The following is a 14180-nucleotide window of genomic DNA, read 5'->3' as shown; positions in this document are numbered from 1 at the left end:
TTCCGTTGGTCTTATTTTCTTTCTCTTATTAACTCTCTTTTTTATAAGAAGCTCAAAAACCTGTTCAAAACGAAGAACCTCGAGGAGTAGCTCTTTCTCTTATCTTCTCCATTCCATCCTCTTTTTATAAGTATCACCAAAAAATGTGTTCAAAACGGAGAACACGAAGGATTTTATAGTAGCAGTAATGGGGAATAACACAAAATGCGAATTAGGAGCCGTAGGAAGTCATTCCGTACGGCTCCTTTGAGGCTTTTGAGGTGAGAGACGACAGGCTCGAACCGTTGTCCCATTACAGCTATTATAAACAAATCCTTCAGTGTTCGAAGTTTTGAACTTCGTTCACTTTTGTCGGGAAGCACCTTGCGGTGTTTTTATCCAAAAAGAAAAAGAGGGGTGAAAAACTTTCACCCCTCTTTGATTACATCATACCCATGCCCGGATCCATCCCTGGCATTGGTGGTGCTACTGGAGCTGGTTTGTCAGCTACAACAGCTTCTGTTGTTAATAATAATGCTGAAACAGATGCAGCATTTTGTAAAGCAGAACGTGTTACTTTTGTTGGGTCCACGATACCTGCTTCAATCATGTTTACCCATTCATCTGTAGCGGCATTGTATCCAATTCCTTTTTCTTCAGATTTCAAACGAGCAACAATGACTGAACCTTCAAGACCCGCATTTTCTGCGATTTGACGTAATGGTTCTTCTAATGAACGAGATACGATTTTCGCACCTGTAGCTAAGTCGCCTTCTAATTCAAGAGCGTCTACGACTTTTTGAACGTTCACAAGAGCTGTTCCCCCACCTGAAACGATTCCTTCTTCAACCGCTGCGCGAGTTGCGTTTAAGGCATCTTCAATGCGAAGTTTTTTCTCTTTCAATTCTGTTTCAGTAGCGGCACCGACTTTAATCACGGCAACCCCACCTGATAATTTAGCAAGACGTTCATGTAATTTTTCACGGTCAAAATCACTTGTTGTATCTTGTGCTTGTGCGCGAATTAAAGCAACACGGTTCGCGATTAATTCTTTAGAGCCTGCACCTTCAACGATTGTAGTGCTGTCTTTAGAAACTACAACTTTACCAGCTGTCCCTAATTGAGCTAATGTTGCGTCTTTTAATTCTAAGCCAAGGTCTTCTGTAATAACTTGAGCACCAGTTAACACAGCGATATCTTCTAACATCGCTTTACGACGGTCACCGAATCCTGGAGCTTTTACAGCTACCACGTTAAATGTTCCGCGTAATTTGTTTAATACTAATGTTGGTAAAGCTTCGCCATCCACGTCATCCGCGATGATTAATAACGCACGTCCTTGTTGAACGATTTGTTCTAATAATGGAATGATTTCTTGGATGTTTGATACTTTCTTATCTGTAATTAAGATAAATGGATTGTCTAAAGTCGCAATCATCTTGTCATTATCTGTCACCATATATTGTGATAAGTAACCACGGTCAAATTGCATTCCTTCTACAACATCTAACTCTGTTTCAATCCCTTTAGATTCTTCGATTGTGATAACGCCGTCGTTACCCACTTTTTCCATAGCTTCAGCGATTAATTCACCGACTTCAGCTGAACCTGAAGAAATGGCCGCAACTTGTGCGATGGCTTCTTTTGATTCTACTGGACGAGAAATGCGATGTAATTCTTCAACAGCTGCTTTTGTTGCAAGTTCAATCCCGCGACGGATGCCTACTGGGTTTGCGCCAGCTGTTACGTTTTTCAATCCTTCACGAACGATAGCTTGTGTTAAAACAGTAGCTGTTGTTGTACCGTCACCGGCAATATCGTTTGTTTTTGAAGCTACTTCAGCCACGAGTTTTGCACCCATATTTTCGAAGTGATCTTCTAATTCGATTTCTTTGGCAATTGTTACCCCATCATTTGTAATCAGTGGAGACCCAAATGCTTTTTCTAATACAACATTACGTCCTTTTGGTCCTAATGTTACTTTTACTGTGTTCGCTAAAACGTCCACACCACGTAGCATGGCGCTTCTTGCGTCTTCTGCAAATTTAATATCTTTCACCATAGTTGTATCCTCCTTTATTCAACAATTGCGATAATGTCTTTTTCTTTCACGATGATATATTCTTGACCATCTAATTTAACTTCTGTTCCTGAATATTTCTCGAAAACGACTTTATCGCCAACCGCTACTTGACGGTCTTCTGCAGCAGTGAATTCGCTTGTTGCGATGACTTTTGCAAATTGTAATTTTTCTTGAGCAGTTGTTGGTAGGAATAATCCTCCAGCAGTTTTTTCTTCTTGCTCTACCATTTGAATAACAACTCTATCTTTTAAAGGCTTTAACATATGAAATCCTCCTTCATCTTTTTTAGCACTCAAAAACACTGAGTGCTAACTCATAGTTTTATGATACTCATTTGGTCAGGAAAAATCAAGAATAAATACTTGCTTATTTGTCTGGAATTTTGTAAGATTTTGACAGGAAAGGATGATTGCGATGACACGAAAAAGTTTCTTTAGAAAACTATATTTTGAAATCATATTAGCCGTCTTCTTTATCTTTCTAGCAACGACGCATTATCCTGGAAATGGATTTGACTTTATCACATTATTCTGCTGTCTATTCGCAACGACAAGCATCGTAACAAGTATCAACATGCTTCGCACCTATAACGAGTTGAAAAAACTCGCTAATCTCATCGAGAATCTGCCCGATGACGAGGATTCACTAGACGATAAAGAACCAAAAGAAAAGCACTAATCGCTCCGCAAATCGGATTGGATTAGTGCTTATTTTTTATACAAAAAAGGCACCCTATATGGATGCCTTTCAATAGATTATTTTTGGTTGTCCAAGAAATAAATTAGTGTTTGAAGTTCGTTTGTTAAGTCCACGTTTTGAACTCGAACGTCTTCTGGTACGTCTAAGCGGATTGGTGTGAAGTTCAAGATTCCGCGAACATTTGCTTCTACTAAGCGGTCTGCTGTTTCTTGAGCTACATCTTGAGGCACTGTTAAGATGGCCACTTGGATTTGTTGAACTTTCAATTGTTCTACCATTTCATCCATGCTGTAAACTGGCACACCTGTTTGGATTGTTCCAACGATGTCTTCGTTTACGTCAAACGCTGCGCTAATACGCACGTTGTTGCTTTGGTGGAAGTTGTAGTTTAAGAGCGCTTGTCCTAATTTACCAACCCCTACTAGAGCGACGTTTGTTAGGCGATCTTGGTTTAAAGTATGGCTGAAGAATTCTAATAAGTATTCTACATCATATCCATATCCACGTTTTCCTAAAGCTCCAAAGTATGAGAAGTCACGACGGATTGTTGCGCTATCGACTTTTACGGCTTCACTTAATTCAGTTGATGAGATGCGACGTTTTCCTGCATCATGCAAGAAACGTAAGTAACGATGATAAATAGCCAAACGTTTCGCAGTTGCGCGTGGCACTTCGATTTCTTTTAATTCGTTTAAATCTTTCATGAATAAGACTCCCTTTTTCTTTTATTTCCATGCGTATTCTATCACAACGACATTTCATTTCACAAACAGTTTGCTTGTACCTCACGAACATTCCTAAGTTTCGCTTATATACAGAAGGCTTTGTGCTTTTTTCTTCACAACCTCCCTATTGTGAATGTGAATGCAAAGAAGAACGCGTATCAATATTGTTCCCCCTCTTTTTTATGCTAAAATAAACTGAAACTACTTTGAAAGGACCCGTCATGATTTTACTACAAGGACAAGGACTCGCGCGTACGTTTGCGGATGAAGTCCTATTTGAAAATATTACGATTCATATTCAAGAAAATTCACGCATTGCCATCGTTGGGCGAAATGGTACTGGAAAATCCACGCTATTAAAAATGTTGGCTGGAATCGAAGAACCTTCACTTGGCGCTGTGTCAAAGAAGAAAGACCTCTCGATTGGCTACTTAGACCAATACGCTGCTATCCAGTCTTCCCGCACTGTTTGGGAAGAAATGGTGCATCTCTTTGAAGACGTAGAAACTTTGAAGAAACAAGCGCAAAAAGCCGCCGAACAACTCGGTGACCCTGACCTTCTTAGTGACCCAGTTGCGTACGAACTCGCCTTAAAACGATACGACCAGCTTCAAGAAGAATTGAACCAAAAGAACGCGTATGGTTACGAGTCTGAGATTCGCACCGTGCTTCACGGCTTCCGTTTCTATCCAGAAGACTACGATCAACCGATTCAAGCACTCTCTGGGGGCCAACGCACTCGTCTGGCACTAGCTCGTATTTTATTAGAGAAACACGACTTACTCATCTTAGACGAACCAACCAACCACTTGGATATTGAAACATTGACGTGGCTTGAAGACTACTTACGCTCTTCAAGTAGCGCGCTTGTCATCGTATCCCACGACCAATACTTCTTGGACCGTGTGTGTAACGAAGTCTATGAAATCAGTCATAAGGCCTGCGAATATTATAAAGGAAACTACTCGCACTACTTAGAAGAACGCGAGCAACGCTATTTACTCAAACAAAAAGCCTACGAGAAGCAGCAACAAGAGATTCACGACTTAGAAGAATTCATCGCGAAAAACTTAGTGCGCGCTTCAACTACAAAACGAGCCCAATCACGCCGTAAGAAGCTCGAGAAAATGGAACGCTTAGAGAAACCAAAAGGCGATCAGCGCTCTGCTCGTTTTGAATTTACCGTGGAACGCGAATCCGGAAACCAAGTGCTGCAAGTAACTGATGCTTATATCGGCTACGACCACGAAGCCTTGAGTGGTCCGATTTCCTTCCAGCTTCGCAAGCGTGAGGCCATCGCGATTGTGGGGCCTAACGGTATTGGAAAATCTACTCTCTTGAAGTCTATTACGGGTGAATTACCTTTAATCGAAGGTTCAATCGACTTAGGTGCTGGCGTTCAAGTCGGTTACTATGACCAAAACTTGGCCGGCCTCTCATCGAATCAAACGGTTCTAGAAGAACTCTGGTCTCGTCACTCAACGATGCCTGAAAAAGACATCCGTTCGATTCTTGGCAGTTTCCTTTTTTCAGGCAACGACGTCGAGAAAACAACCGCTCAACTCAGCGGGGGTGAAAAGGCCCGTTTGGCACTTTGCAAACTGTCTCTTGAACATGATAATTTCCTACTGCTTGACGAACCAACCAACCACTTGGACATCGACAGTAAAGAAGTCCTCGAAGATGCCCTTATCGACTACGACGGCACGATTTGTTTCGTGTCGCATGACCGTTTCTTCATCAACAAGGTCGCAACGGCTATTCTTGAAATCGAAGAAACTGGCAGCACGCTGTATTTAGGCGACTACGACTACTATCTCGAGAAAAAACAAGAGAAAGAAGAACTCGCTGCATTGCAAGAAGCCAAGGATGCCCCACTAGCAACGGCCGAGCAGATGACAGAAGCCAAAGCCAGCTACCATGCCTCTAAAGAAGAGCAACGTCAAATCCGTACGCTCACTCGTCGCATCGAGCAACTAGAAACGGAGATGCATGATATCGAAACTGCACTCGAACAAGTGCATGAGGCGATGACGCTGGAAGAAAACTATTCTGACCCAGATAAATCTGCTGCCCTCTCAACCGAAGAAGGAGCCCTTCTCGAGCGCCAAGAAACACTTCTTGCGGAATGGGAAGAAGCGTCTCTAGCGCTAGAAGAATTCAATTCATAATCGTTTGAAATTATCATATATGATAATTTTGCACTTTCAACAATTCAAAAAAGCGTAGACTCTTTTTTATAGAGCCTACGCTTTTTTTTAGTTTACTGTTGCCACTGACTTTGATAGAGATTGTAGTAAAATCCACGTTGCTCCATCAAGCTGGCATGATTTCCTTTTTCAATGACATGTCCGTCTTTCAAGACGAGAATCACATCCGCGGTACGAATGGTCGATAAGCGGTGCGCCACGATAAAGCTCGTGCGTCCTTCCATCAGATGTTGAAAGGCTTCTTGAATCTTCAACTCGGTACGCGTATCGATGGAAGAAGTCGCTTCATCAAGAATCAGCATATTAGGTTGTCCCATCATCACACGAGCGATGCAGAGCAATTGTTTTTGCCCTTGCGAGAAGTCCCCACCGTCATCTGAAATCACCGTATCATATCCTTGTGGCAGACGGCTTACAAATCCATGAATATGACAGAGTTTGGCGATGCGAATCATCTCTTCTTCGCTAATCGTTGGATTTCCCATCGTTATATTTTCACGGACAGTTCCCGTTTGAAGCCATGTTTCTTGAAGCACCATTCCAAATCCATTTCGTAGGCTTTGACGAGTGATGTCTTCAATCGAATGGCCATCGATGGCTAATTTTCCACTATTAATATCGTAGAAACGCATCAATAAGTTAATCAATGTCGTCTTTCCACTTCCGGTTGGACCGACAATCGCCACACGTTGCCCTGGTTTGACCTCAAGCGAGAAGTCTTCAATCAGCGGTTGGTCTTTCACATAAGAGAAGTCCACATGGCTAAATTCCACCGCTCCGTCAAAGTTTTCAGGAGACACAGCATTTTTGCGCTCTGGACTCTCAGAAGGTTGTTCCAACAGTTCAAACACACGGTTGGCACAGGCAATCGCATTTTGCAATTCGGTAATCACACCTGAGATTTCATTGAATGGTTTCGTATATTGGTTCGCGTAACTTAGGAAGGATGACAGTTGCCCCACCGTCACGCCACCGCTCATCACGAAGAAAGCCCCGAACACGCCCACACTGGTGTAGACGATGCTATTGACAAAGCGCGTTGCCGGATTCGTGATGCTCGAGAAGAAGATAGCCTTGAGCGATACATCCGTTAACTCCTTATTAATCACCGCGAAGTCCTCGATGACCATTTCTTGTTGTTGAAAGGCCGTAACCACTCGTGTTCCCTCAATCATCTCATTCATATAGGCGGTTTGGTCGCCACGAATTTCCGATTGTTGTTTAAAGAAATGATAGGATTTCTTCGCAACAAAGCTAGCCATCACAAAGGATACTGGCGTCACCACGACTACTACCAGCGTTAATGTCATATTCACGCTCAGCATAAAGACTAAGGTCCCCAGAATGGTCATCACACCCGTGAATAACTGCGTGAATCCCATCAATAATCCATCCGCAAATTGATCCGCGTCCGCAATGATACGGCTCTCGATTTCTCCGGCTGGATGAATATCTAAATAACTGAGCGGTAAGGTTTCGATTTTTTCAAGCGCGTCTCTACGAAGGTCACGAACCACAGAGTACGTCATCTTGTTATTGCTGAGGTTCATAAACCACTGCGCAACAGAAGCTATTATTGTAAAGAGTGCAATCTGCCAAAGGATGGCAAATAGTCCTTCATAGAACACTTGGCCTGTGTCCAGCATTTGGTCTACGGCTTCTCCGACTAATTTCGGAATCATTAACGTTCCGAATACATTCACACTCGCCAAAAGAATGGACGCTACGAAATAGATACGGTAGCGACGGATGTAGCGGAGAACTTTACGGATGGTTTCCCATTGAGTTTTCTGTCTCATGCTTCATCCTCCTTTGGAAATTGTGAATAGTAAATTTCTTGATAAATCTCATTGTTGGCTAAGAGCTCGTCATGCGTGCCTTTTCCGACAAGATTTCCTTCATCGAGTACAAGAATTAAGTCTGCATACTGCACAGACGCCGCCCGTTGCGACACGATAAAGGTTGTTGGACGTGGCGTTTGGTTCTTAATCGCCTCACGCAATTTCGCGTCGGTCGCAAAGTCTAATGCCGAAGCACTATCATCTAGAATTAAAATCGGTGCTTGTTTAGCAATCGCACGCGCAATCGTCATCCGTTGTTTTTGCCCACCGGATAGATTGCGACCATTTTGTTCGATGCTATAATCAAGTCCGCCTTCTTTCGTCTGTACAAACTCGCTGGCTTGGGCGATACCGAGTGCATGTTCAACCACTTCACTTGAAGCAGATGCATTTCCAAAACGAACATTGTCAGCAATCGTTCCACGGAAGAGTTGCGCCTTTTGCAAGACCATTCCGACCGCTCCACGAAGCGATGCAAAACGGTAGCGACGAACGTCTGCCCCGAACACCTCTACAGTCCCTTGGGTCGCATCATAGAAACGAGGAATCATATTGACAAGAGACGATTTCCCGCTACCCGTCCCACCGATAACGCCGATGGTCTGTCCTTTCAGCGCGGTAAATGAGATATGGTTCAACGCTGCGTTTTGGTCTCCTTGATACGTCAACGTCACGTCTTTAAACGCCACCGCCACTTCTCCTTCAGGATGAACCTCTTCAGTTCCTTCGACCATATCCGCTTCAATCGATAGAATGTTATCAACACGCTCTGCACTCGCTACTGATTTTGTCATCAATACGACAAGGTTCGCAAACTTCACAAGTTCCACTAGAATTTGTGACATGTAGTTTGTTAAAGCGATGACTTCCCCTTTCGTTAAGGTTCCTGTATCCACTTTAATCGCTCCACCATAAAGAATGACGATGAGGGCCACATTCACAATTACAAACGTAATAGGATTCATAGCTCCTGAGAGACCACTCACCTTTTGTTGCGCCTGATTCAACGCTTCAGTATCTTCTCTAAACGACTGAATTTCTTTTTCTTCTCGGTTAAATGCACGAATCACACGCACACCGAGTAAGTTTTCATGCACGCGGCGCATAATACGATCCAGTTGCCCTTGCACACGGCGATACATCGGAATCGTCCAGTAAATAATCCCGAATACGACAACTGCTAAGATTGGAACGGTAATGGCAAACGTCCATGCCATTTCCACATTCACGACAAAGGCCATCACAATCGCTCCACCGACGATAAACGGCGAACGAAGCAATAGACGAAGCGCGATGTTCAACCCGTTTTGCACGAGATTCATATCACTCGTCAATCGCGTCAGTAAAGTGTCATTTCCAAGCGCATCGAGTTGCGAGAAACTAAAGTATTGAATTTTTGAAAAGAGTGCCTGTCTCACATCAGCGGTAAATCCAGTTGCCGCCTTTGCCGCAAAATACTGAGCGGTAATCGACACAGCTACACCAACCATTCCGAGTCCAATAAGAATCGCTCCTTGTTGGAGAATCAGCGCAGTATCTCTGTTTTCAATTCCTTTGTCGATAATGACCGCCATGATTAGTGGCACAAACAATTCCAGAATCGCTTCGAATAATTTAAATAAAGGTGCCAATATCGTTTCTTTCAGATATGGCTTTAAATAAGGTTTTAACTTGTTCACACGCGTACTTCCTTTTACATCCATAGTACTTTTATTGTATCACATTTTATCCTCTTCAAAAGCGGAAAAACTTGCTTCCTATTTTTGTTTTTTAGGATGTAACAATTATGTTACGTAACAAAAATGTTACACTCACTTTTAATTTCCTAAAGATGTATCATTAATGATACAAAACTAATTTTTCCCCACAGTTGGGTTTATTGGAGCAAATAATCATTAGAAGACTGGGCAACTCTTTCTTATGAGAAAGTTGATTACGAAAAATCTTACGGATTCTATAATAGCTATAACGTGGGATAGCATTAAATGCGAAAAAGGGAGCGTAGGAATTTTATTCCGTACGCTCCCTTTGAGGCTTTAAAGGTGAGAGACCTAGGCTCGAACCGGTGCAACGTTATAGCTATTATGAAGATATCCGTAAGGATTTGGAGTAATCAACATTATTCACTATACTGTCACCCAGATGCCCAGTCTTCTATTTAATTATTTACGTAAACCGTGCTCCTCAATATACTCCGCAATTTGGATGGCGTTGCTTGCTGCACCCTTACGAATATTGTCGCCCACACACCAGATGTGGAAGCTGTTTGGTTGAGAAATATCGCGGCGAATACGTCCTACATACACTTCATCATGCCCAGTTGCTTGTAATGGTGTTGGATATACATTTTCCTCAGGCTTATCTAATACGATTACGCCTGGTGCTTTTTCTAAAATCGCACGAATTTCTTCAGGTGTTGTATCTTTTTCGAAAGTCACATTGATTTCTACAGAGTGTGAGTTGAATACTGGCACACGCACACAAGTAGCAGTGATGGCTACATCATCTGATAAGCCTAGAATCTTGCGAGTTTCTTGAATCATTTTCATTTCTTCTTTTGTATAGCCATTTTCTAAGAACACATCGATATGGGGCAATACGTTATTATAAATTGGGTGTGGGTAGTTTGTTGGAGCTTCCCCTTTTTCCCCATTTCTTAAATCATTAATCCCTGCTTGTCCAGAACCTGAAACAGCCTGATAAGTTGTATACGCCACACGTTTCAACCCAAATGCATCATGCAATGGACGTAATGGCACAACCGATTGGATTGTTGAGCAGTTTGGATTTGCGATAATCTTACGCTCTAATGTTGGTGCGTTACATTCTGGCACGACTAAATCAATCTCTGGATCCATTCTCCATGCGCTTGAATTGTCGATAACAATTACGCCGTCACGTTCTGCGATTGGCGCAAATTTCAATGAAGTGCCGCCCCCTGCTGAGAAGATGGCGTAGTCAATATCACGCTTGAAGGAGTCTTCCGTTAATTCTTCGACTACATAATCTTTTCCTCTAAACTGTAGTACTTTCCCTGCTGAACGCGCTGAAGCAAGTAGATATAAGTGCTCTACTTGTAAGTTGCTTTCTTCTAAACGTTCAATCATTTTTGTTCCAACGACACCTGTCGCTCCTACAATTGCAATATTTACCATAAAAAAATCTCCTTTTTGCTAAAACGCTATGTTGAAAATTATAGCGAATCTCTCGTTGAAAGTAAAGAATTGTCTTTCTTCGCAACACATTTGTAGCTAGTATAGATACACTCTTTGATGAGTGCATCATCTGTGCACACATTCAGCGCAATTGAAATCCAATGCTTCTTATTCATATGATAGGCTTCGAAAATCCCGTCAGTCGCAACGAGTCGTTCCTTGTCTTCCGGATGAATCTTCACGTTCAAAACAAGGGCGTTCGCCTTTGAAGCTACTCCTAGTTTTTGAAGCGGCACTTCCATCATGAGCCCATACCATTTGCCTTTATCTTCGACCATAAAGCCCATCGCCTCCGTCTTCTCGAACGGATTGCCATGGTACGGGACGATATTTTCGGTCATCCACTTCGTCCACTTCTGGCGTGCTTCTTTGATACTCGATTGCTCAGGATGCATCCATTGGAACGCTAGCTCACTTGCCTCTTCGCGCAAGGCTTGAGCGATACTGCTACTCGTTGTTGGTATATCGAATAAGGTGTAGCGCTCGTTAACCTCATCGATCGCTACGATTTCTAAGCCTAGTTTTTTGCTGGCACTCACCACCTGAAAGTAAAATCCCTCCGTTTGGCTTGGAAAAATCTTTCCTTCCAGTTCTGGTAAGTCCTTTGTTAATTTCCATTTCATAAATCTGACCTCTTATAAGCGATACTCGGCACGCAATTCGAGAATCACATCGCGTAAGTCTGCTGCTTTCTCGAAATCGAGGTCTTTGGCTGCCGCACGCATATCCAACTCGAGTAACTCGAGCGCTTCTCGGCGTTGTTCTTGCGTCATGTTCTTGAAGTCTTTTGCAGTCGTTGGTGCATCTTCTTTTTCGACCTCGTGCGTAATCGCAATTAAATCGCGGATATTCTTCACGATAGTCTTCGGTACGATACCGTGTTCTTTATTGTACGCTTCTTGAATGGCACGACGACGATTCGTTTCATCAATCGCTTTTTGCATCGAATCCGTAATCTTATCGGCATACATAATCACGCGACCGTTCGCATTACGTGCTGCACGTCCAATCGTTTGAACAAGAGCACGTTCACTACGAAGGAAGCCTTCCTTATCCGCATCCAGAATCGCCACAAGGGATACTTCCGGCACGTCTAACCCTTCACGAAGCAAGTTGATTCCGACCAACACGTCGAATTCCCCGAGTCGTAAGTTACGGATAATTTCCGTACGTTCCAATGTCTTAATGTCACTATGCAAGTACTTCACCTTAATGCCCACTTCTTCTAAGTAGTCGGTCAAGTCCTCTGACATCTTCTTGGTCAATGTCGTAATAAAGACACGCTCATTGCGTTCGACACGTAAGTTAATTTCACTAATAAGGTCATCAATCTGTCCTTTAATTGGACGCACTTCCACTGGCGGATCGAGTAAGCCGGTTGGACGAATGATTTGCTCGGTAACTGTTGGTGTATGAGACAATTCGTAAGGCCCTGGAGTCGCCGAAATGTAAATGATTTGAGGCACGCGTTCCTCGAACTCTTCAAACTGCAATGGACGGTTATCTAAAGCACTCGGTAAGCGGAAGCCGTATTGAATCAACTGCTCCTTACGAGCACGGTCCCCGTTATACATGCCACGAATTTGTGACATCGTAATATGCGACTCATCGACCACGAAGAGTGAATCTTTCGGGAAGAAGTCTAATAAAGTATACGGTGGTTGTCCTGGACGTCGGCCATCCATATGTCGGGAGTAGTTCTCAATCCCGTTACAGTACCCCATCTCTAGGAGCATTTCGATATCATAGTTGGTCCGTTGCTCTAAGCGTTGCGCTTCGAGTAACTGGTGGTTGTCCCGTAATTCTTGCAGTCGTTCCGCAAGCTCTTCTTTAATCGTCGCTACGGCCCGTGAAATTTGGTCTTCATTGGCCACAAAGTGCGTTGCTGGGAAGATTGGTACGTGTTCCACAGTCGCTTTGATTTCACCCGTCAACACATCGACTTCTTTAATGGCTTCGATTTCATCTCCGAAGAACTCAATACGAAAGGCCGTCGCATCATTTCCTGGTAGGAAGATTTCAACGACGTCCCCACGAACACGGAAAGTTCCGCGGCGGAAATCATAGTCGTTACGCTCGAACTGCATTTCGACCAATCGGCGTAATAAGTCATCACGTTCGATTTCCATGCCTTCACGAAGCGACAATACATGGTCGCGGTAATCTTCCGGGTTTACTAAACCATACATCGAAGACACGGACGCCACTACAATCACATCACGACGTTCTAAAAGGGCGCTTGTGGCCGAGTGGCGTAATTTATCAATCTCATCGTTGACGCTCGATTCCTTCTCGATATACGTATCGCTGGCAGGAACGTATGCCTCTGGTTGATAGTAGTCATAGTACGACACAAAATATTCGACCGCATTGTCCGGGAAGAATTCTTTCAACTCTCCGTACAGCTGTCCGGCTAATGTTTTATTATGCGCTAATACGAGCGTTGGTTTATTGACTTCTTGAATCACATTGGCAATCGTGAACGTCTTCCCTGTTCCCGTTGCCCCAAGTAAAGTTTGTTCTTTGACCCCATTTTTGATGCCATCGACGAGTTCTTGGATGGCTTGAGGTTGGTCTCCATTTGGTGCATAAGGAGCCACTAATTTAAATTGATCCATGACTTCACCTCTTTCTTTTCTAGTATACCATCATTACGGGAGTTTTACCGTTTGTCTGTCTTGTTCTTTCACAATACCTTGCTTGCAATTCAAGTAGGACTTTTGTATAATAGTTCGTGTTGGAAACAACTGATCAGTAATTATACATGTTAAATGAAAGAGGGGTGAACCCATTGCCAAATATCGCATCACAAATCAAACGTGTTCGTACTAACAAAAAGTCAACACTTGCTAACAACGCTCAAACTTCTGCTATGCGTACAGCTATCAAAAAATTTGACGCTGCTGTAGCTGAAGGTGCTGAAAATGCTGAAGAATTATTACGTGCTGCTCACAAAGCAATCGACGGAGCTGCTTCTAAAGGATTAATCCACAAAAACAAAGCTTCTCGTGATAAATCACGTCTTGCTGCAAAATTAAGCAAATAATATGTAGCCTGAGAATTGATCTCGGGCTCTTTTTTTATGCTCTGAAATAGAAGTGATGCTTCTTGGTTGGGTAAAATCCTTACGGATTTCTTCAAGGTAGATTGTTATATCGGATAAACTGAAAAGAATCAGTTTTGTTATTGAAAGAGTTATAGCGGGGCAACGGCTCGAGCCTAGGTCTTTCGCCTTTAAAGCCTCAAAGCAGGAGTACGGAAGAACTTCCTACTCCTGCTAATTCGCATTTAATGCACTTCCCCGCTATTCTTTCAATAAACTGATTCTTTTTTTGTTTATCCTCTATTTAGATTTCACCCGTAGAATCCGTAAGAATTTTACTCCTATTGCGTTATTTCAGAGCTAAAAAAAGAAGCCCGAACAATGG

Annotated in this window: 11 protein-coding genes; 3 read left to right on the top strand and 8 right to left on the bottom strand. The window is 43.0% G+C overall.

The window, feature by feature from the left end; all coding sequences use genetic code 11:
- Nucleotides 1-421 precede the first annotated feature (421 nt).
- Both groL and groES read right to left on the bottom strand, forming a co-directional pair.
- Entirely contained in the window at nt 422-2041 is a 1620-nt protein-coding gene (gene groL / locus O3798_RS08425) for a chaperonin GroEL (protein ID WP_048781726.1), read from the bottom strand.
- Between the two features lie 14 nt (nt 2042-2055).
- The gene (gene groES / locus O3798_RS08420; protein WP_005607270.1) at nt 2056-2325 is read right to left on the bottom strand and encodes a co-chaperone GroES; all 270 of its coding nucleotides are present in this window, start codon (nt 2323-2325) and stop codon (nt 2056-2058) included.
- A 151-nt stretch (nt 2326-2476) separates the two neighbouring features.
- Here groES and O3798_RS08415 point away from each other — a divergent pair, with 151 nt between their 5' ends.
- The gene (locus O3798_RS08415; protein WP_048713683.1) at nt 2477-2740 is read left to right on the top strand and encodes a hypothetical protein; all 264 of its coding nucleotides are present in this window, start codon (nt 2477-2479) and stop codon (nt 2738-2740) included.
- Nucleotides 2741-2817: 77 nt separating this feature from the next.
- Here the strand turns inward: O3798_RS08415 and O3798_RS08410 are convergent, their stop codons facing one another.
- The gene (locus tag O3798_RS08410; RefSeq protein ID WP_048783431.1) at nt 2818-3465 is read right to left on the bottom strand and encodes a redox-sensing transcriptional repressor Rex; all 648 of its coding nucleotides are present in this window, start codon (nt 3463-3465) and stop codon (nt 2818-2820) included.
- 242 nt (nt 3466-3707) lie between these two features.
- Here O3798_RS08410 and O3798_RS08405 point away from each other — a divergent pair, with 242 nt between their 5' ends.
- Nucleotides 3708-5657, top strand: a complete 1950-nt coding sequence (locus O3798_RS08405; RefSeq protein WP_371464276.1) for an ATP-binding cassette domain-containing protein — start codon at nt 3708-3710, stop codon at nt 5655-5657.
- Between the two features lie 92 nt (nt 5658-5749).
- On the opposite strand, the gene O3798_RS08400 is transcribed toward O3798_RS08405, so the two are convergent.
- From O3798_RS08400 to uvrB, 5 genes are all read right to left on the bottom strand, one after another.
- Complete coding sequence (locus tag O3798_RS08400) at nt 5750-7495, bottom strand: ABC transporter ATP-binding protein (protein ID WP_371464275.1); 1746 nt, start codon at nt 7493-7495, stop codon at nt 5750-5752.
- Nucleotides 7492-9240: an ABC transporter ATP-binding protein gene (locus tag O3798_RS08395; protein ID WP_371464274.1), complete on the bottom strand. Its 1749-nt coding sequence runs from the start codon at nt 9238-9240 to the stop codon at nt 7492-7494. The genes O3798_RS08400 and O3798_RS08395 overlap by 4 nt, the downstream gene beginning before the upstream one ends.
- A 459-nt stretch (nt 9241-9699) precedes the next feature.
- Entirely contained in the window at nt 9700-10692 is a 993-nt protein-coding gene (locus O3798_RS08390) for an aspartate-semialdehyde dehydrogenase (protein ID WP_371464273.1), read from the bottom strand.
- Nucleotides 10693-10730: 38 nt separating this feature from the next.
- Entirely contained in the window at nt 10731-11375 is a 645-nt protein-coding gene (locus O3798_RS08385; protein WP_371464271.1) for an MmcQ/YjbR family DNA-binding protein, read from the bottom strand.
- A gap of 12 nt (nt 11376-11387) precedes the next feature.
- The gene (gene uvrB / locus O3798_RS08380) at nt 11388-13370 is read right to left on the bottom strand and encodes an excinuclease ABC subunit UvrB (protein WP_371464270.1); all 1983 of its coding nucleotides are present in this window, start codon (nt 13368-13370) and stop codon (nt 11388-11390) included.
- 173 nt (nt 13371-13543) lie between these two features.
- Here uvrB and rpsT point away from each other — a divergent pair, with 173 nt between their 5' ends.
- Nucleotides 13544-13798, top strand: coding sequence for a 30S ribosomal protein S20 (gene rpsT / locus O3798_RS08375; protein ID WP_048709754.1), 255 nt, complete (start codon nt 13544-13546; stop codon nt 13796-13798).
- Nucleotides 13799-14180 lie beyond the last annotated feature (382 nt).

The organism is Granulicatella sp. 20925_1_45 (assembly GCF_041433555.1).
In the GTDB taxonomy this organism is placed as follows: Bacteria; Bacillota; Bacilli; order Lactobacillales; family Aerococcaceae; genus Granulicatella.
Note: the sequence above shows the minus strand (reverse complement) of the source record. Positions and strands in the feature narration are given on the sequence as shown.

What these genes read in the sequence shown, in the direction of transcription:
- groES (WP_005607270.1), bottom strand. Translation starts at nt 2,325, where the DNA reads ATGTTAAAGCCTTTAAAAGATAGAGTTGTTATTCAAATGGTAGAGCAA.
- uvrB (WP_371464270.1), bottom strand. Translation starts at nt 13,370, where the DNA reads ATGGATCAATTTAAATTAGTGGCTCCTTATGCACCAAATGGAGACCAA.
- O3798_RS08390 (WP_371464273.1), bottom strand. Translation starts at nt 10,692, where the DNA reads ATGGTAAATATTGCAATTGTAGGAGCGACAGGTGTCGTTGGAACAAAA.
- groL (WP_048781726.1), bottom strand. Translation starts at nt 2,041, where the DNA reads ATGGTGAAAGATATTAAATTTGCAGAAGACGCAAGAAGCGCCATGCTA.
- O3798_RS08385 (WP_371464271.1), bottom strand. Translation starts at nt 11,375, where the DNA reads ATGAAATGGAAATTAACAAAGGACTTACCAGAACTGGAAGGAAAGATT.
- O3798_RS08400 (WP_371464275.1), bottom strand. Translation starts at nt 7,495, where the DNA reads ATGAGACAGAAAACTCAATGGGAAACCATCCGTAAAGTTCTCCGCTAC.
- O3798_RS08395 (WP_371464274.1), bottom strand. Translation starts at nt 9,240, where the DNA reads ATGGATGTAAAAGGAAGTACGCGTGTGAACAAGTTAAAACCTTATTTA.
- O3798_RS08405 (WP_371464276.1), top strand. Translation starts at nt 3,708, where the DNA reads ATGATTTTACTACAAGGACAAGGACTCGCGCGTACGTTTGCGGATGAA.
- O3798_RS08410 (WP_048783431.1), bottom strand. Translation starts at nt 3,465, where the DNA reads ATGAAAGATTTAAACGAATTAAAAGAAATCGAAGTGCCACGCGCAACT.
- O3798_RS08415 (WP_048713683.1), top strand. Translation starts at nt 2,477, where the DNA reads ATGACACGAAAAAGTTTCTTTAGAAAACTATATTTTGAAATCATATTA.